This window comes from Acidocella sp., assembly GCF_050253495.1.
In the GTDB taxonomy this organism is placed as follows: Bacteria; Pseudomonadota; Alphaproteobacteria; order Acetobacterales; family Acetobacteraceae; genus Acidocella.
In genome coordinates, this window is record NZ_JBFWIX010000006.1 from 150,855 (window position 1) to 172,903 (window position 22,049).

The following is a 22,049-nucleotide window of genomic DNA, read 5'->3' on the forward strand; positions in this document are numbered from 1 at the left end:
CCGCCCCGTAATTTTGGTTTTATTACAGTGCCTCCCAGCAGATCCTAACGAATGTCCGCTGATCACCGCTGGTTGCTCCAAAGCCGCTATTCCGCTCTCGACCCGATCTCGCCATAAATTGCACGTCTGATCCTTATTTTCCGTAGCCGTGAGTAGACCGGCAGAAATCCCCCCGATCCCGTCATTACGAGCGCAGCGAGGCAATCCCCTTCTTCCAACGGAATTTTATTGCTTATTCAAACCAGATCGTGTCAACGATTTTCTGTGAAAAGTAAAAATCTCTCACTATCAAAAAGTAAAACATCGTTTTTGCCTAAATTCCCCATCGATGCTCCACGCGGAACATTTTAAGAACTTCCTGTCGTCACCCAGGCATGAAAATTTTCTCTGGCCCGTCACCGTCAAATCTGTATCATGGGTCATGGAGAAGAAGAGTAAATTGCCTCCGGGCTTTCTTGAGCGCTGTATTGATCAGGCCATCGGCCGCATGCCCGCCGATCTTGTCATCAAGGGCGTGAAATTCCTGAATCTTGTCACCGGTGAGATCGCCCAGAGCGACATCGCCATCACCGGCGAGCGCATCATCGGCACCTATGAGAGCTATGAGGGCACGCGCGAGATAGACGGGCGCGGGCTCATCGCCGTGCCGGGCTTTATCGACACGCATGTCCATTGCGAATCCACGCTGGTCGCCCCTTCGGAGTTCGACCGCATCGTGCTGCCGCGCGGCACCACCACCGCCATTTGCGACCCGCACGAAATCTGCAACGTGCTGGGCACCGAGGGGCTTTCCTATTTCGCGGATTCCGCCTCGGCCCTGGCGATGGATCTGCGGGTGCAACTTTCCTCCTGCGTGCCAGCCACGGGTATGGAGACCTCGGGGGCGGAGCTGCGCGCGGGGGATCTGCTGCCCTATCTCAGCCACCCGAAAGTGCTGGGCCTGGCGGAGTTCATGAATTTCCCCGGTGTTTTGCATAAAGACCCGGTGGTGATGGAGAAGCTCTACGCGTTCTCCGGCGAGCAGATCGACGGTCACGCGCCCAAGCTTTCAGGGCGTGATCTCAATGCGTATCTTTCCTGCGGTATTCGCAATTGCCACGAAACGACCTCCTTGCCCGAGGCGTGGGAGAAGCTGCGCAAGGGCATGCATCTGCTGATCCGCGAAGGCACGGTCACGCGCGATGTCCGCACGCTCAGCCCCGCGCTCACGCCGGAAACCTCGCTGCAATGCTCCTTCTGCACGGATGACCGCAACCCGCTGGATATTTTCAGCGAGGGGCATCTGGATTTTCTGGTGCGCAAGGCCATCGCTTCCGGGGTGCCGACATTGCATGCCTACCGCGCCGTGTCTTACGCCGCCGCGCGCGGGTTTGGCCTGCGCGACCGCGGGTTGATCGCGCCGGGGCAGCGCGCGGATATCGTGCTGCTGGAGGATCTGGAGAGCTGCGCGGTGAAACGCGTGATCGCGGGGGGGCGGATTGTGGACGAGATCGATTTCGCCGCCCGTGCCATCCCCGCCTTCGTGGGGCTGAACAGCATGAAGCTGGACCCGGTGAGCGCGGAGGATTTCATCGTTCCCGCTTCGGGGCCCACCACCGCCGTGATCGGGATCGAGCTGGACAAGATCGTCACCCATCACCTCACCATGACCTTGCCTTACCGGAATGGCCGCCGGCAGGTGGATCTGGAGAACGACGTGATGAAGATCGCGGTGCTGGCCCGCCATGGCAAGAACCGCAATATCGGGCGCGGGTTCGTGAAGGGGTTTGGCTTCAGGAACGGCGCGCTGGCTTCCTCGGTCGGGCATGACAGCCATAATGTCTGCGTGGCGGGGACGGACGACGCACAGATGGCGCTGGCGGTGAACCGGCTGATCGAGCTGGGGGGTGGGTTTGTCGCGGTGTCCAACGGGCAGGTGGTGGGAGAGATGTCCCTGCGCATGGCCGGGCTGATGTCGGTCAAATCCGCCGAAACCGTGCGCGACGAGTTGCAGGCCCTGCGTATTGCCACCCGCGCCATGGGCTGCCCGCTGGGCGAGCCGTTCCTGCATCTGGCCTTCATGCCCCTGCCGGTGATCCCGCATCTGAAGATCACCGATATGGGGGTGGTGGATGTCGATAAGTTCGAGCTGGTGGCCTAAAGCCCGGCCAGATCATCGACGGGGGCGGCGGGCAGGGTGGCCCCCTCCAATGCGGTGATGGGGCGCAGGGCGAGGACATTGCAGACGCAAAGGGATGTGGCTCTTCTCAGCGTGTCCTGGTCGATGGGGGCTTGCCTCACCTTGCCGCTGGCCAGTAGCCGCGCGCGGCGGATGCCGGGCAGCGCGCCCTCCGTCACCGGCGGGGTGAGCCAGATGCCGCCGGCGCGGACCAGGATGTTGCCGATGCTGGCGCCGGCGATGCGTCCGGCATGGTTGAGCAGGATGGCTTCTTCCGCGCCGCGCTCCTGGGCTTCCAGCCGCGCCAGAATGTTCGGCAGATAATTCAGTGTTTTGACCCGTGAGAGCGGCGAGGCCTCGTCGCGGGCGATGGAGGTGGCGATGATGGCGGCGATCTCCACCGCGCGGGCCGGGGGCGCAAAGGCGCTGACCAGCACGGTGGGGCGGGGCGATATTGGCGGCGGCAGGCCACGCGGGCCAGGGCCGCGTGTCAGGGTCAGGCGCAGCCCGCCATCCCTCAGATGATTGGCGGCGGCGGTTTCGGTCAGAATCGCGCCCATGGCGGCGGCATCGAACGGCAAGGGCAGGCGCAGCAGCTTGGCCCCGGCGGCCAGCCGGGCGAAATGGGCGGGTGTGTCGCGTACCGTGCCGTCTTGCAGGCGCAGCGTTTCGAACAGCCCGTCGCCCAGCGTGAACCCGCGATCCGTGGCTGGAATCAGCACCTCGGCGGCGGGGAGCAGGCGGCCATTCAGCCAGGCAAGCTCAGCCATGGGCAATCAGGGGCGAGAGTTTCAGCATCATCTCCTCATACTCCGCGCTGGGCACGCTGTCCCAGGTGATGCCGCCGCCCGCCTGGGCGTAAAGTGTTTCCGGCGTGGCGACGAGCGTGCGGATGACGATGGAACTGTCCATCGCGCCATCCAGCCCGATCCAGGCGATGCTGCCGCAATAGGCGCCGCGCGGGGTCTCTTCCAACTCGTCGATGATCTGCATGGCCCGGTATTTCGGCGCGCCGGTGATCGACCCCCCGGGAAAACAGGAAAACAGCAGATCCGCCGCGCCAAGGCCCGCGCGCAGCCGCCCGGTGACGGCGGAGACCAGATGGTGGGCCTGCGCATAGCTTTCCACCGCGAATAATTCCGGCACCTGGACCGAGCCGGTTGCGCAGACCTGCCCGAGATCGTTGCGCAAGAGGTCGGTGATCATGAGGTTTTCCGCGCGCTCCTTGGGGTTGGCGCGCAGGGCGGCGGCGTTGGCTTGGTCCTCGGCGGGGGAGGCGGCGCGCGGGGCGGTGCCCTTGATCGGCCTGGTTTCCACCCGGCCTGTCGTATCCAGGCTGAGAAAACGTTCCGGCGAGGCGCTGCACAAGGCCATGCCCGTGCCGGTGTCGATAAAGGCCGCGAAGGGGGCGGGGCTGCGCGCGCGCAAGGCCGCATGGAAGGAAGCGGGGTTGAAGCCAGGGGGGCGGGGGGCGGTGAAGCAGGCGGTGAAATTCGCCTGATAAACATCGCCGGCGGCGATATAGGCGCGCAACCGTTCCACCTGGGCTTCATAAATATGCCGGGGAAGCGTTTCCACCCATTGCAACGGAGGGATTGGCGGAAACGAGGCCGCCGGGGGGGCGAGGCGCGCCGCCAGGGCCATGAGGCGCGCGCCAGCATTGTCGGCGGGCCGTGCCGCCGCCAGGGCGAAGCAGCGCCGGGCGGCATGATCGAAGCCCAGAACCAGATCGAACATGCCGAACCATCCGGCGGGCAGGGTTGGAAAAGGTGGATGGCGCGAGGAGAGGCCCAGCGGCGCCAGCCCCGCATCGTAGCCCAGCCAGCCCATGGCCCCGCCCTTGAAGGGAAAGGGCCAGTCCGGTGGGGCGGTGTTATCCTCCGGCTTGGCGGTTTCCAGCCAAGCGGGGAGGGGGGTGGCATTGTCCAGCCGCAGCGTGGCGCGCGGGTCGATGCCGATATAGCTGATTTGGGCCCGTGGATCGCCCGTGGCGGCGCTGTCCAGAAACACCAGCGGGCCTTGCCCCGCCAGGGCCTGGAAGGCCGTGCCGGGGTCTATCCAGGCAAGCTCACGGCATTGCATCCGGCGGCGAGGATCAGGCGGCGCAGGATTCGAAGCCCCGGCGCAGTTGCGGGCGGTTGAGGTCGCGCCCGATGAACACGATCCGGCTCGTGCGTTTTTCCTCCGGTTTCCAGGGGCTGAGGAAATCCCCGTCCGCGATCATGTGCACGGCCTGGAAGGCGAAACGCTTCTCCTCCCCGGCATAGGAGAGAATCCCCTTGGTGCGCAGGATGTTCTGGCCCTGGGTCTGGAGGATATGGCCGATCCAGGCATTGAATTTGTCGGAGGAGACGGGCTTGTCGGTGGAGAGGCTGATGCTGGTCAGATGCTCGTTATGGGTGTGGCTGTCTTCCTCCAGGAAGTCCGGCACGTTGGCGAGCACGCGTTTCAGGTCGAAGGCGCCCAGGCCGAGAAGCTGGTCCGCCGGCACGTCGCCGCGCGTGACCTTCTTGATCTCGGCATAGGGGTTGATGGATTTGAGCCTGGTTTCGACCTCTTCCAGCTCCCGCGGGGTTACGAGATCGAGCTTGTTCAGCACGATCACGTCAGCGAAGGCCACCTGGTCCGCCGCCTCGGGGGAGTCTTGCAACCGGGCGAGGACATGCTTGGCGTCCACCACGGTCACGATCGCGTCCAGCCGGGCCTTGGCCTTCACGTCTTCGTCCATGAAGAAGGTCTGCGCCACCGGGGCCGGGTTGGCGAGGCCGGTGGTCTCGACGATGATGCCATCCAGCTTGCCGGCACGTTTCATCAACCCGGAGATGATGCGGATGAGATCGCCGCGCACGGTGCAGCAGATGCAGCCATTGTTCATTTCGAACACTTCCTCGTCGGAATCCACGACGAGGTCGTTATCCACGCCCAGCTCACCGAATTCATTGATCACCACGGCGTATTTTTTGCCATGGGTGCCGGTGAGGAGGTGGTTGAGCAGAGTGGTCTTGCCCGCGCCGAGATAGCCGGTGAGGACGGTGACGGGAACGAGATCGGACATGTGCGAAAACCCAATATTCTGAATCCGGGAACAGGATGTAACGCTTAAACGCCATCCCGCAAGGTTTGCAGGCGCGGCGTGAGGGCTGAAGTGAGGAATTCGCGGGCGCGGGCGCGCCCGGCGGCGGCCAGGGCCTCGCGGGTTTCGGCCCCGCGCGCGAGGGCGATGAAGGCTTCGGCCAGCGCCTCGGGCGCGGCGGGCGGTACGTAGAGCGCGGCTTGCCCCGCCACCTCGCGCAATCCGCCCTGGCCGGTGGTGACGAGGGCCGCGCCATTGGCCAGGGCCTCCAGCGCGGTGAGCCCGAATGGTTCCGCCCAGCGGCTGGGCACGGCGACGATGGCGGCGCGGCTCATCGCCGCCATGATTTGCCCATGCGGGCGGGGACCGAGAAAGGCGATGCCGGCGGCGTGGGCGGCGGCTTTCTGCGCGAGGAAAAAGGGGGTTTGCGGGCTGTCCGGCCCGAAACGGTCGCCGCCGAGCATCGTGGCGGACCAACCGGGCAGGCGCGGCAAGGCCAGGGCGCAGGCGGCGATGAAATCGTCCGCGCCCTTGTCGGCGACGATGCGCCCGGCGAAGAGAATCAGCTTTTCCTTCGGCGCGGGGGGGGGGATTTCGGCTTCGTCCAGCGGGTTGGGCAGGATCTCCGGCAGGCGGGAGAGCCCGGTGGCGTAGCGCTCGGCCAGATAGGCCGAGACGCAGACCACCCGGTGCAGGCGGCGCAGGAGGAAGGCCCGCTCAAGCCGGGTTTTCAGACCGCGCATGGTCAGCGGGTCGTTATGCAGCACCAGCAGCACGCGCGCGCGGGGGAAGAGGCAGGAGAGCCAGGCCGCCAGGCGCGGTTTCTGATGCACTTCGATCACGTTTGGGCGCAGGCGCCGCAGCACGGCATGAATCCGCGGCAGGCTCGTGGCCTGGTGGAAGGCGATTCCGGGAAAGGTGCCGCCGGCGTCGGGCCCCAGCACCACGCTGCCCGGCAAGGCCAGGGCGAAGCGGCGCACCACCAGGGCGATGGCCCCGGCGGCCTCCGGTGTGAAGGATTCGCGCGGCGGCAGGATGATGGCGGTGCGGGCCATTGGCGGTTTCAAGCCGGGTGGCCGGGCCAGGGGTAGGTGGTGGCGTGCGTGTCGCCAAAGGCGGCGTCGACGAGATAGGCGGCGACCCGGCGCTCGTTGAACAGCTCCACATAATGCCGCCGCCCGGCGCCGGCTGAGCGCATGCGCGCGCGCGGGTCGGCCCGGTAGCGGGCGAGCAGCTCGGCCAGTTCCTCCAGGTTGGAGAAAAACCCCATCTCATCGTCGCCGAAGAGGGTGTTATAGCCGGTCGCGCGCTCGATGATGGCCAGCAGCCCGTTACCCGTGAGCTGGGCCAGGCGGTCGGAGCTGTAAAGAAAATCATCCGCCCGGCGGCTGATGTTCAGGCCCATGGAGGCTGTGGCCAGCGCCTCCTGATAGGCGGCGGCGGTGACGCGGGGCTGGCCGAACAAGCCGGGCGTGCGGGTGCGGATGCCCGGCTGGCGCGCCGCGATGTCCTTTATGAACTCCTCCATGTTCCAGGGCTGGCCGCAGATGATCCGCCGGGGGCGGTCCGGGTGGCCGCAGGCATAGAACAGGTCGAAGGGCGGGGTTTCGCTCTCGTCCATGCGGGCGCGTTCGATCGAGAGATCGACCGGGTTGGGCATGAAGCCGACCCGCGCGCCGGGACGGCGCAGTTTTTCAAGGGAGGGCCCCGCGGTGGTGACCAGGGTCAGATCCACGACGTCCATCTTGCTTTCGATGCGCCGGATATTGTCCGGCTCGAACAGCGGGTCGACATTCCATTGCACGGCCCGCATGCCGGGCAATTCGTCCCGGATGGCGGCGATGGTGGCGGGGTCCAGCATGTCCGCATGGCCCAGCACCATCAGCTCGGGCTTGTGGGCGCGGCAGAATTCACGGACCATCCGGTTGAGGCGGTGGCGGCCGAGGCGGCGATGGCCAAGGCCGAAGCCACGCGCGATGTCGCGGTCAGACAGGGTGAAAAGCTGGTGCCCGTTGCGTATGAACCCGTTGGAGAGCTTGATGCCGGTGGCGTGCTGATTGAGGCTTTTCAGCGATACCGGCGCGTAGCCGATATGCACGATCCGGACCATGATTGCCTAGACTTCCTTGCCGCAGCGTTGAGCCGCGTTACTAAATGAGGGCGGGCAAGTCAACGAAAGGCGGCGGGCTCCGCCAAGGTAAAGATTTTCTTGACAGTACCGGGGCCGGCAAGCAGAGGCTGGCGGCGATGAAGTCTGGAACAATTGTCCCTTCCGCCAGCGAGTCCCTGTGGGAACGCTGGCATGTGAAGGCGCTGTTCACCCCCAAGGTGGCATTGCAGCTTTGCCTCGCCGGCGGCTTGCTGCTGCCGAGCAACGCCGCCTGGGCGATGCTGTGCTATGTGCTGGTGCTGCCCACCGTGCTGCTGAAGGGCTGGCGAGGCTGGCGGCCGGGCTGGGCACCGGCGGCGTTCACGGCCATGCTGGCGCTCTGCGTCTGGTCCAGCCTGTCGATCATGTGGGACGATAATCTCTCCGGCCATGGCAATGGGTATGGCTACTGGCTGCTCAACGCGGCCTGCATGTTCGGCTTTCTGTTCTGCTTCAAGATGGCGGAGGCCGAGGATGCCAGGCTGCGCGAGCGCGCCATTAGCGTGCTGATCGCGGCGGGCGCGCTCAATGCCTTGATCTCGCTTGGAATTGTCGTGGCCATGGGGGATTGGGGGATACGCCTGACCGGCTGGGGGGCGACGCGGAACCCGGTTTTGGGCGCGGCCATTCTGGATATATGCCTGCTGCTGGCGATCGGCCGGGTGGCCGAAGGCGGGCGCTGGCGCCATTGGCATCTGGCGGCCATGTTGCCGATGGGGCTGTATCTGCTGCTCAGCTATAGCCGCACGCCGCTGCTGGCCATGGCCTGCGCGCTGGCGATCCTGGCGTTTGGAAGCTGGCGGGCCTTTGGCCGGGCGGTTCTGGCCGGGGGGGGCGTGCTGCTGGCCGGGGTGGCGCTATGGTGGTTGCGGCCAGGCTGGTTGGCGGTTTTTACCCATAATCTGCTGGCGCGCGGCACCGATTGCCATGTGACCATCTGGCTGACGGCGTGGCGGGAATTTCTCTCCCGCCCGTTGATCGGCCATGGCCCCTCGGCGCGCCTGCCGATCGAGCCGCACGGTTTCTGCCCGGCCTATCCCAGCCCGCATGATCTGTATCTGTCCCTGCTGCTTTATAGCGGGCTGATCGGGTTTGTGCTGTTCGCCGTCAGTGAATTGCTGGTGCTGCGGCATTTATGGCGCTGTGCCAGCGGGTTCGGCTTTCGCCTCTGGCTGGCGGTGATGACGGTGCCGTTGGTGGTGGGGCTGACCGATCTCAGCCAGGTCATCAAGGGCCCCTCGCCGATGTGGTATATCATCTGGATGCCCTTGCTGCTGGTGTTGCTGCTGCGTCCGGCGGGGTCAGCCGAACGCTGAGCGCGTCTGGTCCCGGCGGGTTTGCGCCAGGATGGTTCCGTAGCTTTCCAGCATCTGGCGGGTCACGGCCTCGCGGGTGAAATGCGCCAGATATTCCTCATATCCGGTGCGGGCGATGCGGGCGCGCAGGTCTGGATTGTCCAGCACCGCGCGCACGGCGCCGGCCAGGGCGGGCGGATTGTCGGCGGGGACCAGCATGCCGTTCTCGCCGTTGCGGATGGTGGCCCGGGGACCGTCGGACTCGCAGGCGACGAAGGGGGTGGCGGTGGACCAGGCATCCAAAATGACGGTGCCGAATGGTTCATAGCGGGAAGGCAGCAGGCAAATATCGGCGGCCCGCAGCAAGGCGCCGCGATCCGTCCGCCAGCCGAGAAATTTGGCCCGGTCCGCCACCCCCAGCTCCTTCGCCAGGGTTTTCAGCGCCGCTTCCTCCGGGCCGTCGCCCGCGATCCAGAGATGACAGCCTGGCAGCAGGGCTAGGGCATGCAAGGCGGTGTCGATGCCTTTCACCTTGTGCAGGCGCGAGAGGATGAGCAACGCCCTCTTGGTTTTGGGCGTGCCGAGGAGGTTACGGTCCAGCGGGGCGGCGTCTTCCACCGAGGGGAAGGTGGGCACATAGAAGGCCGTGCCGGGCTTGGCGCCATGGTCATAGGCGTGACGCATGAGATCGCGCGTGACGCCGATGAAATGGGTGCAGGTGCTGAAATGCTTCCGCTGCTCTTCGTAATCCCCATACCAGCCGATGATGGCCGGGGCGGCGCCGGGGGGCACGAGGCTGACGGCCCGGCGCATCCAGCAATGGATGATGTCGGGCTGGTAATCCTTGACGAGCTTGCGCAGGCGCAGCCGTTGCAGCGCCTGCGGCCTGGAGCGCAGCACCTGTGGCGCCATCTCCAGCCCGGCCGCCGCCAGTTCGGCGAAGCGCGGGGCGGTGGGGCGCATGACGATGCGCTGGTCCAGCCCCGTCTCGTGCAGGCTGAGCATGATGTCCGTGGAATAAAGCTCGGCGCCGCCGTTCTTATTCCCGGCCATGATTTGTAACACGCGCATCTCGGCTTCCGGGCGAAGGATCAGATGCGGGGCTGTTATCCCGTTCGGGACGGAGGGGCAAATTTCCGCCGCTCAGCTTCGCACCTTGACGTAGGAGCCGGGCGCGTCCTCCAGCGCCTTGAAGCCGCGGGCCTTGCCCGGCTCGCGCGCGGGGACCTTTCCGGAATTCTGGGCGGTGACCCAGCGTTGCCAGTCCGGCCACCAGGATCCGGCGATCTCGGTGGCGCCGCGGAACCATTCATCCGGGGTGTCAGGCAGATCGGCATTGATGAAATGATTATATTTGCCACCCTCGGGCGGGTTGACCACGCCCGCGATATGGCCCGAGGCCGCCAGCACGAACCGCACCTTGCCGCCGAAATTGCGCGCGCCCTTATAGGTGCTCATCCAGGGAGCGATGTGATCTTCCCGGCAGGAGAGGAAATAGCAGGGAATCTTCACTTGGCCGAGATCGACCGGCACGCCCTTCATGGAAATGCCGCCCGGTATGCTGAGCAGGTTCTTCTGGTACATGTTGCGCAGATAGAAGCTGTGCATGGCGGCGGGCATGCGGGTGGAATCGGAATTCCAGTATAGCAGATCGAACGGGAAGGGCTCCTGTCCGAGCAGGTAGTTGTTCACCACGAAGCTCCAGATGAGATCGTTGGCGCGGAGCATGTTGAAGGTGGTGGCCATCTCATTGCCTTCGAGATAGCCGCGCTTGCTCATTTTCTCTTCCAGGGTGGAGAGCTGCTCCTCGTCGATGAACACGCCAAGTTCTCCGGCATCTGAAAAATCCGTCAGAGTCACGAAGAAGGTGGCGGAGGCGATGCGCTCATCGCCCTTCGCGGCCATGTAGCCCAACGTGGCGGCCAGCAGCGTGCCGCCCAGGCAATAGCCGATGGCGTTTATCTTCGGCTGCCTGGTGATCTTTTCGATCGCATCCAGAGCCGCCAAGACGCCGCCGGCCATGTAATCGTCGAAATTCTTGTCCGCGAGCCGTTCGTCGGGATTGACCCAGCTGACCATGAACACGGTATGGCCCTGGGAGACCAGCCAGCGCACCAGCGAGTTTTTGGGCCGCAGATCCAGAATGTAGAATTTGTTGATCCAGGGTGGCAGGATGAGCAGCGGCCGGGCCAGCGCCTGCTCGGTGGAGGGGCTGTACTGGATGAGCTGCATCAACTCGTTCTGGTAGACCACCTTGCCCGGCGAGACGGCAATGTTGCCGCCGACATTGAAGGCCTCGGTGTCGGTCATCTTGATGCGCAGATTGCCGCGCCCATGCTCCAGGTCGTTGAGCAGGTTGTTCAGGCCGCGCACCAGATTCTCACCCCCCGTCTCGCGGGCCTTGCGCAGGACCTCCGGATTGGTGAGGGCGAAATTGCTGGGGCTTAGCGCATTGATGAACTGGCGGGCATAGAAATCCACCTTCCGCGCGGTTTTGGGGTCCAGCCCGTCCACATGGGTGACCACGTCGTTGATGTAGCGGGCGGAGAGCAGATAGCTCTGCTTGATGAAATCGAAAATTTCGTTCTGCCGCCAGGCGGGGTCGGCGAAGCGCTTGTCCCGGGGGTCGTGGGTGATGACCGGCTCGGGCTCCTCGCCGGACCAGATGCGCCGCGCGGTGTTCTGCCAGAGCGTCATGTAATCGCGCCATAGCCCGAGCTGGGCCTCCATGATCTGCGCCGGGTTGGAGAGCAGCTTGGTGGTCATTTCCATGAAGGCGCTGCCGATATTCAGCGGGTCCATCTCCATGCCTTCCGCCGCCTGGCGCTTCATCCATTCCGTCACCAGCTTCTGGCTGCGCGCGGCAATGTCCGCCATGGACCGGCTGAGCGCCTCGGGATCTGGCAGCTTGATGTCGGGTTCCTGGGGCGGCATGGGGGCATTCATGGCAGGCGATCCTTTCCGTGGCGTCTGTTCTCGGGCAAACAGAGTATGGTACCGGCGCGCCGGAAGGCTTCGCGCGCCGGATTTGGGGTAAGAGAGGGTTGAAATGTTAACGCGGCGTTTCGCGGCTTCATGGGTGATCTTGGCGGCGACCTCTCTTGGTGGTTGTTCTCAGTCGGTGGGGGTGTACCACGACTTTGAAGGTGGCGCGATTGCGCGGACCCGGCAACCCCCGCCTGGCGCCAACCTGCCTTACCCAAATCTCGCGGATGTGCCCGCCGCGCGGGCGCCGGCGGCACCGGGCACGCAAGCCGCCATCGCCGCGCGGGCGCGCGGCGGGGTGTCCGCGCCGTCTGCGGGCGCGCTGGCCGGGCTGAGCCTGCCTGCCGCGCCGCCGCCCGTGCCGGATGTGCCGGGGCTGGACATCGTCAACCCGGCTGCTCAGGCCGCCGCGCCCAAACCCGCCGCCAAGCCCGCGGCACCCCGGCCCGCCCCGGCGCCGAAACCGCCGGGCCCGCCGGTTTCCATCGCCTTTCCCGCCGGCAGCGCCTTGCTGCCCTACAAGCAGGCTCAGGTGATTCAAGGGGTGGCGGGTCAGCGCGGGGGCGCCAAAATCCGTGTCTTCGGGTTTGGCGAGGGTTCGCTCGCGCTGGGGCTCGCGCGCGCGCGGCGCATGGCCGACCAGCTCACCGCCGCGGGCGTGCCAGGTAACGAGATTGACATCAACGCGCTGGCCGCCGGTTCTGGCGGCTTCGTGCAATTGGTGTATTGAACGGCGCGTCAACCACCCGCAACCGAGAACGATATGTCCGAAGAGTTCCATCGCATCCGACGCCTGCCTCCTTATGTCTTCGCGGAAGTGAACGCCGCCAAGGCCAAGGCGCGCGCCGCCGCCGAGGACATCATCGATCTTGGCATGGGCAATCCCGATAGCCCCACCCCCGCCCATATCGTGGCGAAGCTGGTGGAGACGGTGCAGGACCCGCGCAGCCACCGCTATTCCACCTCCAAGGGCATTCCCGGTCTGCGCCGTGCCCAGGCGGGGTATTATGAGCGCCGGTTCGGCGTGAAGCTGGACCCGGAGACAGAGGTGATCGCCACGCTGGGCTCCAAGGAGGGGCTGGCGAATCTGGCCGCGGCCATCACTTCGCCGGGCGATACCATCCTGGTGCCCAACCCGTCTTATCCGATCCATCAGTTCGGCTTTATCATCGCCGGTGCGTCGGTGCGGTCGATCCCGGCTTCGCCCGATGACGACATGCTGCGCGCCATCGACCGCGCGGTGCGCCACTCCGTGCCGAAGCCCACGGCGCTGATCGTGAATTTTCCATCCAACCCGACCGCCTACATGGCGACATTGGATTTTTACAAGGAACTGGTGGCCCTGGCCAAGCAGCATGAGATTTTCATCATCTCAGACCTTGCCTATGCCGAGATTTATTTCGACGGCAACCCGCCGCCTTCCGTGTTGCAGGTGGAGGGGGCGAAGGATGTCACCATCGAGTTCACCTCCATGTCCAAGACCTATTCCATGCCGGGCTGGCGCATGGGCTTTGGGGTGGGCAATCCGCGTTTGATCAAGGCGCTGACGCGGATGAAATCCTATCTCGATTACGGGGCCTTCACGCCCATCCAGGTGGCGGCGACGGCGGCGCTCAACGGGCCGCAGGATTGCGTGGAGGAGATGCGCACCCTTTACCGCGAACGCCGGGATATTCTGATCAAGGGGCTGCACGCGGCGGGCTGGGACGTGCCGAGCCCGGATGGGTCCATGTTCGCCTGGGCGCCGATTCCGCCGAAATACGCGCATTTGGGCAGTTTGGGTTTCTCCAAGCTGCTGATGGCCAAGGCCAAGGTGGCGGTGGCGCCGGGTATCGGCTTTGGCGAATATGGCGATGGGCATGTGCGGATCGCCCTGGTGGAAAACCAGCACCGGCTGCGTCAGGCCCTGCGCAATATCAAGCAATTTCTGGCGACCGACAATGGCGCGCCGGTTGAGATGTCCTCCGAGGTGAAATCTTGAAACCGCTCAAAGTAGGAATTGCCGGCCTCGGCACGGTGGGGGCCGGGGTGGTGAAGCTGCTGGCCGCGCAGGCTGAGCTGATCGCGGCGCGGGCCGGGCGGCCGGTGGTGGTCACCGCCGTTTCCGCCCGCGACAGGACCCGCGAGCGTGGCGTGAAGCTGGACGGGCCGACTTGGCATGACGATGCCGTGGCGCTGGCACAGGACCCGGATGTGGATGTGGTGGTGGAGCTGATCGGCGGTGCCGAGGGCAAGGCCAAGGCGCTGGCGCAAGCCGCCATCGCGGCGGGCAAGGATTTCGTGACCGCCAACAAGGCGCTGCTGGCCGTGCATGGCGCGGCCCTGGCCCGCGCGGCGGAGGCGAACCGCGTGACCATCGCCTATGAGGCGGCGGTGGCCGGGGGGATTCCCGTTGTCAAGGCGCTGCGCGAGGGGCTGGCGGCCAACCGTGTTTCCCGCGTGGCGGGCATTCTCAACGGTACCTGTAACTATATCCTCACCGTGATGCGTGAGGAGAAGCGGGATTTCGCCGAAGTGCTGGCGGAGGCGCAGGCGCTTGGCTATGCCGAGGCCGACCCCAGCTTCGACATAGATGGCGTGGATGCCGCGCATAAGCTCGCCATTCTGGCGGGGCTGGCCTTTGGGGCGCGGATCGGGTTCGAGAGCCTGCATATCGAGGGCATCCGCCGGGTTTCGGCCATCGACATCGCTTTTGCCCGGGAATTGGGCTACCGGATCAAGCTGCTGGGTATCGCCGAGCAGACCGGGGCGGGCATTTCCCTGCGTGTGCACCCGGCCATGGTGCCTGAGCGCAAGCCCATCGCCACCGTGGATGGCGTGTTCAACGCCGTGCTGCTGGAAGGGGATTTTTCAGGCCCCGTGTTCCTGCGCGGGCGCGGCGCGGGAGAGGGGCCGACGGCCAGTGCCGTGGTGGCGGACCTGATCGACCTGGCGCGCGGTATCCGTGTGCCGGTATGGGGCATGGCGGAGAGTGCCCTGGCGCAGGCGCATATCGCGCCGATTACCGAATTGAACGGTGCCTATTTCCTGCGCTTGTCGGTGGTGGACCAGCCAGGCGTGCTGGCGGATGTGACCGCGATTTTGCGCGACCATGGCATCTCGCTGGAATCCATGTTGCAGCACGGGCGCGCGCCGGGTGAGGCCGTGCCCATCGTGCTGGTGACTCATGAAACGCATGAGGCGGCGGTGAACGCGGCGCTGGCGCGGATTGCCGCGCTGCCGGCCGTGCTGGAACCGCCCGCCTTGATTCGTATCGAACCGCAATAAGAGGAGTCTCGATCATGTCCGAAACCCGCCGCCTGGAAGATGTTTCCGACCGGAACCTGGCATTGGAGCTGGTGCGCGTGACCGAGGCCGCGGCCATCGCCGCCTCGCGCTGGATTGGCCGTGGCAAGAAGAACGAGGCCGATGGCGCCGCCGTGGAGGCGATGCGCAAGGCCTTCGACACGGTGGCGATTCAGGGCACCGTGGTGATTGGCGAAGGAGAGATGGACGAAGCGCCGATGCTCTATATCGGCGAGAAGGTCGGGTGCGGCGGCCCCGCCATGGATATTGCCGTGGACCCGTTGGAGGGCACGACCATCACCGCCAAGGGTGGGCCAAACGCCATCGCCACCGTGGCCTTGGCCGAGCATGGCAATTTTCTGCATGCGCCGGACATTTATATGGACAAGATCGCCGTGGGGGGCGGGCTGCCCGACCATGTGGTGGCGCTGGATGCGCCGGTGAAGGAGAATTTGAAGAATCTGGCGTTGGCCAAGGGGGTCGAGGTTTCCGAACTCATGGTCTGCATGCTCGACCGTGAACGCCATGCCGAGCAGATCGCCAAGATCCGCGAGGCGGGGGCGCGTATCATGCTGCTGGGCGATGGCGATGTGGCCGGCGTGATCGCCGCCTCGCTGCCCGGGGGCGGGGTCGATATGTATCTGGGCTCCGGCGGCGCGCCGGAAGGTGTGCTGGCGGCGGCGGCCTTGCGCTGCACGGGCGGGCAGATGCAGGGCCGGCTGATGTTCGAGGATGATGGGCAGATCGAGCGGGCCCGGACCATGGGGATCACCGATCCGAACCGGGTGTTCACGCTGGAGGAGATGGCCAAGGGCGATGTGATGTTCGCCGCCACGGGCGTTACGTCCGGGGCCATGCTGAACGGCGTGCGCCGGGTGGGGCATGGGGCGGTGACGCATTCCATCGTCATGCGTTCCAAATCCGGCACGGTGCGCTATGTCGAGGCGCATCATAATTTCGCGAAGAAGGATTTCGCGCTGTAAGCCGCCGTCTCGGCGGTCGGTTCAAGGATTTTCTCAAGGATTTTCCAAACGCCCCGAACCCTGGCTCTTTTTAAAAAAGGCCAGGGTTTTTTAGGGGCGTGACTCGATTGGCTGGCGGTTCCTCGCCAACCGGCAAAGGAGCAGCCAAGAAAAAACCCGCCTTGCGTCGCAAGGCGGGTTTTTTGTCTTGCCGTGGAAAGGCTTACTGATAGGTGATGGTATGCCCGCCAACCTGCGCGTTCACATGGGAGGTGGAAACGCCCTTCAGCGTGATCACCGTGCCGTCGGACAGCAGAATCTGCGAGCCCGCGCCGCCAAGCGCGCTGGTCACGGTTTCCACCGTCGCGGCGCCGGAGCCGAACTTGTAATCGCCGTTGGTGAGCAGGATCGTGTCGGAGCTGCCAAAATCCGTGATGGTGAAGCTGCTGCCGCCCAGTGTCTCGGCTTGGCCGCCAGTGGTGGTATAGGTGCCCAGCACATCGTAGATATTGCTGGCGCCGGTCACCGTGGAGCCGGTCAAGGTCACGGCGGTGAGATTGCCAAGAACGAAGCTCTGCTGGCCGGACCCGCCGGCGGAAACCAGGTCGCCCACGGCGGACACCGTGCCGATGCCGACATCCTCAAGCCCGACGAAATAGCTGTTATTCACGCCGCCGCCGATCAGCGTTTCCGCGCCGACACCGGTGAACAGCATATTGTTGGACCCGCCGGCGACGAGCGTATCGCTGGCGCCGCCGCCAACCAGGGTCGAATTGCCGGTGCCGCCATCGAGATAATTGAAACCGCCGCGACCGCCGACATAGAAGCCGCCGCCGGTGCCGCCAAAGGCCGTCACGGCGTTGACGGCATAGATCGCCTCGCCGCCAGAGGTGGTGTAGGAACCGGAATAGATCGTCTGGGCCTGGCTGGAATTATTGATGAAATCCAGATTGCCGCCGGCCTTGCTCAGGAACACGACAGAGGCCTGGGCACTGTCGGAGGCGGTGACGGTGGCGGCATCGGACCCGCCGACAAACACGCGGGTTGTGGCGCTGCCTTCGGCATTCACGGAATCATTGCCATCGGTGCCGTTGAACACGACAGTGTCGTTGCCGGAGGAAGCGACGGCATAATTGGCGTCGCTGCCGGCCACGGAGATGGAATCGGCCCCGCCGGCGGCGAAGATGGAACCCGCCCCGCCGCTGACGCTATAAGCGACATCGCTGCTGGAGCCGAGTAGAACGAAATCCGTGGTGCTGACGCCGGCAACGGTTATGTTGCCGGGATATTGCACGAAAAGGTCGGTGACGCCGGAGGCGACGGACACGACACCGGAAACGGAGCCGCTGGTGGTGCCGCCCACGCTGTCAACATTGGTGATTTGTTCGATAAAGTTCGACGAGGAGAGAACGGAGGCGCCGTTGACGGACATGCCGGTGGCGGCATTGTAATTCACGTAGCTGGCTTCCCCGCCGCCGATGGAACCGGCCAGACCGTCAAGATAACCCTGCAAAAGGGTGTTGACCGACTGGGGAAGCGCTGAGGGGACGCTGAGCAGCCCCGTCTGGCCATTATAGGCGCCATTAACCGTTAAGATTGATGTCCCGCTCATCAGCTGCCCTCACTTTCCACCTTTGTTACGCTCTTAACGTTGCAGTGCGGTAAACGCAAGGAAAGCCTTAAGCGATTTGTTAAATTCTTGCTCATGAAACCATTTGAAAAATCTATCTTTTTTGAGGCGCTGCCCGTTGCCTTCGGGCTGTTCAAAAACATTTGATTGTATTTTTTATAATACTATTATCTTATTATAATGCTAAAAATCACCAAATCCTCCTTGTTTGTGAACCTGAGGTTTTAGCGTGGCGCGAGGGCGGAGAGTTGGGGTTGGATCAAAAAATATATAGATTTTATAAAAATAAACAAAAATCGTGGAGTAATTATTCTTTATACAAAACCATATCAGCATAAGAATGAATAATCCGCTTATTCTTAACTTCGGTTCACCTTTCGCTACTCTCCGGAAACTTCGCGCCGGCGTCGATCCAGCTCCTCATTGTAACGGCGCAGCGCATATTGCTCGGTCAGGAGGCCCAGCACGCGGCGCGCCTCGGAACCGTCCAGCACCGCCAGCGCATCGGCTTCCGCTGTTTCAAAGATCGCCAGAGCCTCCTTCACATTCATCCCCGGCAGCAGGAAATAATCCTGATGATGCAGAATATCGCCGACATTGCGCCCTTCCCCGGTCACGACGGCGGCCTCCGCGGGGTAAGCGATGCCGACATATTTCCCCGCCGCGTCCGTCACCACCACGCGCTGCGTGGCGCCCAGCGGCACATCCTGGCGGAATGCCTTCAGGCTGGTCTCCGGCCTGGCGATGGCCTGCACCGCGCGCATCATTCGCCCGACCGTAAGGGCGTGAATCCAGCCCACATCCACGGCGGAACGGATTTGTTCTCCGCGCAGATGAAACCGCCAGGTGGCGAAGGAATAGCCAAAGAGCCGCCGCACGGTGATGGTGGCGACGATGGCCGCCGCCAGCACCGCCATGGTCACCGAGAAATTCTGCGTGGTTTCCAGGGCAAGGCAGGTCATGGTCATGGGGCCGCCGACGATGGCCGCCGCCAGCCCACTCATGCCCACCACCGCATAAAGCCCCACCGGCAGCGGCGTCACGAACGGCGCGATGCTGACCACCCCCGCGAACACCTTGCCGAATAACGCCCCGAGAAACAGCGATGCGAAGAACAAGCCGCCACGAAAGCCAGCCCCGATGGAAAAGGCCGAGGCCGTGGCCTTGGCCAGGAAAAGCCCCGTGACGACCAGAAACGGAAATGCCACGTCTATATAGGCATGCAGCGCCGAATGGCCGGAGGACATGGCCTGCGGCGTGACGCACCCCAGCAGCCCCACCACGGCCCCGCCCAGCAAGGGGCGCAACCAGGCGGGAATGCCGCTGCGGCGGAAAGCCGCCTCGATCAGCGTCACCCCGCGCATGATCACGATCCCCGCGACGCCGCAGGCCACACCCTCGATCAGGATGATCCCGTAATCTTCATGGGGCACGCTGGCGGGCAGGGTCACGTCCAGGGGGGGCGCGCCAAACCCCAGTATTTGCACGGTCAGTGTTCCGGCTAGCGCGGCGATGACGACAAAAGGCAGTGTCATCACCGAATAAATGCCGATAATCAGTTCGATGCCGTAAAACGCCCCGCAAAGCGGCGCGTTGAAGGCCCCCGCGATCGCCGCCGCCGCGCCGCAGCCCACCAGCGTGCGCAGATCGTTCCGCCGCAGCCGGAAATTGCGTCCCAGCCAGGAGGCAACCCCGGAACCGAGCTGGGCATAGCCGGCTTCCATCCCCACCGAGGCGCCGACCCCGTTGGACCAGGCTGTTTGCGCCGCCACGATCAGTGAATCGGTCAGCGACATGCGCCCGCCATAGAGCGCGTTGGCCTCGATCGGGTCGACCAGGGGTTTGGGCCGGAAGCGCGCCAGCACCCAGAATGAGAGCCCCAGCACCAGCCCGCCCAGCATCGGCACGGCGATGGCGCGCAACGGGTCGAGCGACAATGAATCGGACAGGCCATGCCCCGGCGCCAGGGCGAACAGATAACGATGCATGAGGGAGGTGAAGGCGTTGATCAGCACCACGCCAAACCCGGCCAGCACCCCCACCACCGCCGCCAGCATGGCAAGCCACACCTCATCCGCCCGCACCAAGGCGCGCAGCAGACGGGGCACCTGTAAAAAGCCAGCCGGGTCGGTTGGGGCGTCCACGTCTCCCTGTTGCCATGGCCCCGCATCGGCTAACAACCCTTATGGCCGAAAATTCATTGCCTTCCCTGGCGGAAACCATTCGCATCTTCTCGCTGCGCGCCGATAAATCGCTCGGCCAGCATTTCCTGCTCGACCCTGGCCTGCTCGCGCGTATCGCCGCGGCGGCGGGCAGGCTGGACGGGGTCAATGTCGTTGAAATCGGTCCCGGACCGGGCGGGCTCACCCGCGCCTTGCTGGAAACGGGCGCCGCCCATGTCACCGCCATCGAATATGACCAGCGCGCCGTGGCCGCCATCACCGCCCTGGCCGCCACCACGAGCAGGCTCACCATTGTTGAGGCGGACGCGATGAAGGCGGACCTATCCGCCCTGGTGGCGGCCCCGCGCGCGATCGTGGCCAATCTTCCCTACAATATCGGCACGCTGCTGCTGGTGAACTGGCTGCAACGGGCGGCGCAATTCCAATCCATGACGCTGATGTTCCAGCTTGAGGTGGCGGAGCGTGTCTGCGCCGCGCCGAACACAAGCGCCTATGGCCGCATCTCCGTGCTGGCCCAATGGCTGTGCGAGGTCACGATGCTCATGCGCATCCCCGCCGGTGCCTTCGCGCCGCCCCCCAAGGTGGAATCAGCCCTCATCCGGCTTGTTCCACGCGCCAGCCAGCCCGCGCCGGAGGAGTTGAAGCTGATGGAACGCCTGACCGCCGCCGCCTTCGGCCAGCGGCGCAAGATGCTGCGCGGCGCCCTGAAGCCGCTGGGGGGCGAGGCGCTCTGCGCGCGGGCGGGGATCGACGCCTCGCGCCGGGCGGAGACGTTGAGCGTGGAGGAGTTCGTGACGCTGATGCAAACCCTCAAGACGCGTGCCCTCGACGGGGGCGGCGGGGTGATTGAGGAGTCATGAATGGATGTGATTGAAATGGATGTGATTGAAACGCCTTGCGGGGGTTAGGCGGGGGGCGAAACCGCTCCAATCCTCAAGCACCGCCCGAACGTTTTTTGATATGGCCCTAGCTAGCGGGATGAAACGTCAGAACCGCGCCGTTGATGCAATAGCGCAGCCCGGTCGGCGGGGGGCCGTCCTCGAACACATGGCCAAGATGGCCGCCGCAATTGCTGCAATGCGCTTCGATGCGGATCATGCCGTGGCTGCGGTCCACGCTGGTGCCGATGGCGCCGTCGAGCGGGTCGTTGAAGCTGGGCCAGCCCGTGCCGCTTTCAAACTTGTTGTTTGAGACGAACAGGGTTTGGCCGCAACCGGCACAGGTGAAGCTGCCGGCGCGTTTTTCCACGTTCAGGGCACAACTCCCCGGCCGCTCGGTGGCGTGTCCGCGCAGAATGGCATATTGCTCCGGCGTCAGCCTTTGGCGCCATTGCTCGTCGCTCAGGGTGAAGGGAAAGACAGTCTCGCTGTCGGTATTCATCGCCATCTCCATCTCAAGGCAGATTTTTCGCCTAATATAGAGTTTTGCCGGCGGGAACCAACCGTTTGGCGATGAGAAGGCTTGGATAAAGCTTAAAGTTGTGTCTTACTGCGCGGGTGGACATGGCTTGGCTCAACCGCCTGGTGCCGGGGCGCATGGCCCGGCACGGTGGAAGAGGTTTAGCGGGCGGTTTGTTCGGAGGCGGGTTTGCTACCCAGGGCGCGCCAGCGCTCCAAGGTGGCCTCGCGGGCGGGCTTGCCGTCGTTCAAGGAGGCGGCAATCAGCCTGTCGATTACCGCGTGGCGGAGTTCGGCCTCAATCTTCAGCATATTGGCAGCCATGTCTTTACCTCTTGGTCTTCGTGTCTGGACAGTTCGTCCATGCTGGGGAGCATGATCGGCAACAAAGGCGTGAATAAGGCGGAGCGTTGAATTGATTGTGACAAGTTTTTTGGCGCGATGCAGCAAAAAAATGTTAATAACTTCCTTCGCCCCTCGTGCCTGCCAGGGCCGGACTTGCTATGAGGAAGCCGGTATTTCCATTTTTTCCGGGGCTGCATGGCAAAGCGGGCTTTTTTCCGGTTTTCGGTTTGCATATCGGGGCTCTCGCTGCTCAGCGCCTGTGCCACGCCGGGTCCGCAAGCGGCTTTCGCGCCATCGCCGCCATTATCCGAGCAGGCGCTGAAAGGTGCCACCGTGCAAGCGCTGAACGCCGATTTCGGCCAGCCGGCCTTGCGCCGCGTGGATGGGCAGGCGCAGGTCTGGCTTTATCATTCCTCCAGTTGTGGCCTGAATGTTTTTATCTACCCCGACGCGCATGGCGTGCCGCGCGTGGCGGCGGCGGTGGCGGATAATGGCATGGATCCGCAAAGCTGCATGCAAAGTCTGGCCAGGCCGGTCGCGGCGGCGGCACTGGAGCGCAGCGCATCCTCCTGATAGCCTGTGCCGGC

General features: G+C 64.4%; 19 protein-coding genes. 8 read left to right on the plus strand and 11 right to left on the minus strand.

The window, feature by feature from the left end; translation table 11 throughout:
• Positions 1-421: 421 nt before the first annotated feature.
• A complete protein-coding gene (gene ade, locus AB7D48_RS07130) occupies positions 422-2,140 on the plus strand; it encodes an adenine deaminase (RefSeq protein WP_427977028.1) in 1,719 nt (572 codons plus the stop codon).
• Here the strand turns inward: ade and AB7D48_RS07135 are convergent.
• Genes AB7D48_RS07135 through AB7D48_RS07155 form a run of 5 tightly spaced genes read right to left on the minus strand, consistent with a single transcriptional unit; the run spans position 2,137 to position 7,341 of the window.
• A complete protein-coding gene (locus AB7D48_RS07135; RefSeq protein ID WP_427977030.1) occupies positions 2,137-2,928 on the minus strand; it encodes an aminotransferase class IV in 792 nt (263 codons plus the stop codon). The two genes, ade and AB7D48_RS07135, sit on opposite strands and share 4 nt — an antisense overlap.
• Positions 2,921-4,240: an aminodeoxychorismate synthase component I gene (gene pabB / locus AB7D48_RS07140; protein WP_427977032.1), complete on the minus strand. Its 1,320-nt coding sequence runs from the start codon at positions 4,238-4,240 to the stop codon at positions 2,921-2,923. The genes AB7D48_RS07135 and pabB overlap by 8 nt, the downstream gene beginning before the upstream one ends.
• A gap of 13 nt (positions 4,241-4,253) precedes the next feature.
• The gene (locus AB7D48_RS07145) at positions 4,254-5,213 is read right to left on the minus strand and encodes a CobW family GTP-binding protein (protein ID WP_427977035.1); all 960 of its coding nucleotides are present in this window, start codon (positions 5,211-5,213) and stop codon (positions 4,254-4,256) included.
• A 44-nt stretch (positions 5,214-5,257) separates the two neighbouring features.
• Positions 5,258-6,286, minus strand: a complete 1,029-nt coding sequence (locus AB7D48_RS07150) for a glycosyltransferase family 4 protein (protein WP_427977038.1) — start codon at positions 6,284-6,286, stop codon at positions 5,258-5,260.
• A gap of 8 nt (positions 6,287-6,294) precedes the next feature.
• The gene (locus tag AB7D48_RS07155; protein WP_427977041.1) at positions 6,295-7,341 is read right to left on the minus strand and encodes a glycosyltransferase family protein; all 1,047 of its coding nucleotides are present in this window, start codon (positions 7,339-7,341) and stop codon (positions 6,295-6,297) included.
• A gap of 137 nt (positions 7,342-7,478) precedes the next feature.
• Here AB7D48_RS07155 and AB7D48_RS07160 point away from each other — a divergent pair, with 137 nt between their 5' ends.
• Entirely contained in the window at positions 7,479-8,696 is a 1,218-nt protein-coding gene (locus AB7D48_RS07160; RefSeq protein WP_427977044.1) for an O-antigen ligase family protein, read from the plus strand.
• On the opposite strand, the gene AB7D48_RS07165 is transcribed toward AB7D48_RS07160, so the two are convergent.
• Together AB7D48_RS07165 and AB7D48_RS07170 are read right to left on the minus strand one after the other, a co-directional pair.
• Positions 8,682-9,746: a glycosyltransferase gene (locus AB7D48_RS07165; RefSeq protein WP_427977046.1), complete on the minus strand. Its 1,065-nt coding sequence runs from the start codon at positions 9,744-9,746 to the stop codon at positions 8,682-8,684. The genes AB7D48_RS07160 and AB7D48_RS07165 overlap by 15 nt on opposite strands.
• Before the next feature lie 72 nt (positions 9,747-9,818).
• Positions 9,819-11,621 (minus strand): PHA/PHB synthase family protein, encoded by a 1,803-nt coding sequence (locus tag AB7D48_RS07170; RefSeq protein ID WP_427977048.1) that lies wholly within the window; start codon positions 11,619-11,621, stop codon positions 9,819-9,821.
• A 175-nt stretch (positions 11,622-11,796) separates the two neighbouring features.
• Here AB7D48_RS07170 and AB7D48_RS07175 point away from each other — a divergent pair, with 175 nt between their 5' ends.
• The 4 genes from AB7D48_RS07175 to glpX are packed head-to-tail and all read left to right on the plus strand — an operon-like array spanning position 11,797 to position 15,928.
• Positions 11,797-12,390, plus strand: a complete 594-nt coding sequence (locus AB7D48_RS07175; protein ID WP_427977050.1) for a hypothetical protein — start codon at positions 11,797-11,799, stop codon at positions 12,388-12,390.
• Between the two features lie 33 nt (positions 12,391-12,423).
• On the plus strand, positions 12,424-13,641 hold the full coding sequence (locus tag AB7D48_RS07180; protein ID WP_427977052.1) for an LL-diaminopimelate aminotransferase: 1,218 nt from the start codon (positions 12,424-12,426) through the stop codon (positions 13,639-13,641).
• Entirely contained in the window at positions 13,635-14,927 is a 1,293-nt protein-coding gene (locus AB7D48_RS07185; RefSeq protein WP_427977096.1) for a homoserine dehydrogenase, read from the plus strand. The genes AB7D48_RS07180 and AB7D48_RS07185 overlap by 7 nt, the downstream gene beginning before the upstream one ends.
• A 14-nt stretch (positions 14,928-14,941) precedes the next feature.
• Positions 14,942-15,928 (plus strand): class II fructose-bisphosphatase, encoded by a 987-nt coding sequence (gene glpX / locus AB7D48_RS07190; protein WP_427977055.1) that lies wholly within the window; start codon positions 14,942-14,944, stop codon positions 15,926-15,928.
• A gap of 202 nt (positions 15,929-16,130) precedes the next feature.
• On the opposite strand, the gene AB7D48_RS07195 is transcribed toward glpX, so the two are convergent.
• Both AB7D48_RS07195 and AB7D48_RS07200 read right to left on the minus strand, forming a co-directional pair.
• The gene (locus tag AB7D48_RS07195) at positions 16,131-17,519 is read right to left on the minus strand and encodes a beta strand repeat-containing protein (protein ID WP_427977057.1); all 1,389 of its coding nucleotides are present in this window, start codon (positions 17,517-17,519) and stop codon (positions 16,131-16,133) included.
• A 398-nt stretch (positions 17,520-17,917) separates the two neighbouring features.
• On the minus strand, positions 17,918-19,681 hold the full coding sequence (locus tag AB7D48_RS07200; protein WP_427977060.1) for a chloride channel protein: 1,764 nt from the start codon (positions 19,679-19,681) through the stop codon (positions 17,918-17,920).
• Between the two features lie 41 nt (positions 19,682-19,722).
• Here AB7D48_RS07200 and rsmA point away from each other — a divergent pair, with 41 nt between their 5' ends.
• A complete protein-coding gene (gene rsmA, locus AB7D48_RS07205; protein ID WP_427977062.1) occupies positions 19,723-20,580 on the plus strand; it encodes a 16S rRNA (adenine(1518)-N(6)/adenine(1519)-N(6))-dimethyltransferase RsmA in 858 nt (285 codons plus the stop codon).
• 106 nt (positions 20,581-20,686) lie between these two features.
• Here rsmA and msrB read toward each other — a convergent pair whose 3' ends face one another.
• Both msrB and AB7D48_RS07215 read right to left on the minus strand, forming a co-directional pair.
• Positions 20,687-21,100 carry a peptide-methionine (R)-S-oxide reductase MsrB gene (gene msrB, locus AB7D48_RS07210; protein ID WP_427977064.1) on the minus strand — a complete coding sequence of 138 codons (414 nt, stop codon included), beginning with the start codon at positions 21,098-21,100 and terminating at the stop codon, positions 20,687-20,689.
• Between the two features lie 179 nt (positions 21,101-21,279).
• On the minus strand, positions 21,280-21,441 hold the full coding sequence (locus AB7D48_RS07215; RefSeq protein WP_427977066.1) for a hypothetical protein: 162 nt from the start codon (positions 21,439-21,441) through the stop codon (positions 21,280-21,282).
• Between the two features lie 216 nt (positions 21,442-21,657).
• Between AB7D48_RS07215 and AB7D48_RS07220 the strand changes: the two genes are divergently transcribed.
• A complete protein-coding gene (locus tag AB7D48_RS07220) occupies positions 21,658-22,035 on the plus strand; it encodes a hypothetical protein (RefSeq protein WP_427977068.1) in 378 nt (125 codons plus the stop codon).
• Positions 22,036-22,049: the final 14 nt, after the last annotated feature.

Coding starts and splice junctions, on each gene's coding strand:
- AB7D48_RS07220 (WP_427977068.1), top strand. CDS start 21,658: ATGGCAAAGCGGGCTTTTTTCCGGTTTTCGGTTTGCATATCGGGGCTC.
- AB7D48_RS07150 (WP_427977038.1), bottom strand. CDS start 6,286: ATGGCCCGCACCGCCATCATCCTGCCGCCGCGCGAATCCTTCACACCG.
- AB7D48_RS07165 (WP_427977046.1), bottom strand. CDS start 9,746: ATGCGCGTGTTACAAATCATGGCCGGGAATAAGAACGGCGGCGCCGAG.
- AB7D48_RS07180 (WP_427977052.1), top strand. CDS start 12,424: ATGTCCGAAGAGTTCCATCGCATCCGACGCCTGCCTCCTTATGTCTTC.
- rsmA (WP_427977062.1), top strand. CDS start 19,723: ATGGCCGAAAATTCATTGCCTTCCCTGGCGGAAACCATTCGCATCTTC.
- AB7D48_RS07215 (WP_427977066.1), bottom strand. CDS start 21,441: ATGGCTGCCAATATGCTGAAGATTGAGGCCGAACTCCGCCACGCGGTA.
- AB7D48_RS07160 (WP_427977044.1), top strand. CDS start 7,479: ATGAAGTCTGGAACAATTGTCCCTTCCGCCAGCGAGTCCCTGTGGGAA.
- msrB (WP_427977064.1), bottom strand. CDS start 21,100: ATGAATACCGACAGCGAGACTGTCTTTCCCTTCACCCTGAGCGACGAG.
- AB7D48_RS07155 (WP_427977041.1), bottom strand. CDS start 7,341: ATGGTCCGGATCGTGCATATCGGCTACGCGCCGGTATCGCTGAAAAGC.
- AB7D48_RS07195 (WP_427977057.1), bottom strand. CDS start 17,519: ATGAGCGGGACATCAATCTTAACGGTTAATGGCGCCTATAATGGCCAG.
- AB7D48_RS07145 (WP_427977035.1), bottom strand. CDS start 5,213: ATGTCCGATCTCGTTCCCGTCACCGTCCTCACCGGCTATCTCGGCGCG.
- AB7D48_RS07135 (WP_427977030.1), bottom strand. CDS start 2,928: ATGGCTGAGCTTGCCTGGCTGAATGGCCGCCTGCTCCCCGCCGCCGAG.
- ade (WP_427977028.1), top strand. CDS start 422: ATGGAGAAGAAGAGTAAATTGCCTCCGGGCTTTCTTGAGCGCTGTATT.
- AB7D48_RS07170 (WP_427977048.1), bottom strand. CDS start 11,621: ATGAATGCCCCCATGCCGCCCCAGGAACCCGACATCAAGCTGCCAGAT.
- glpX (WP_427977055.1), top strand. CDS start 14,942: ATGTCCGAAACCCGCCGCCTGGAAGATGTTTCCGACCGGAACCTGGCA.
- pabB (WP_427977032.1), bottom strand. CDS start 4,240: ATGCAATGCCGTGAGCTTGCCTGGATAGACCCCGGCACGGCCTTCCAG.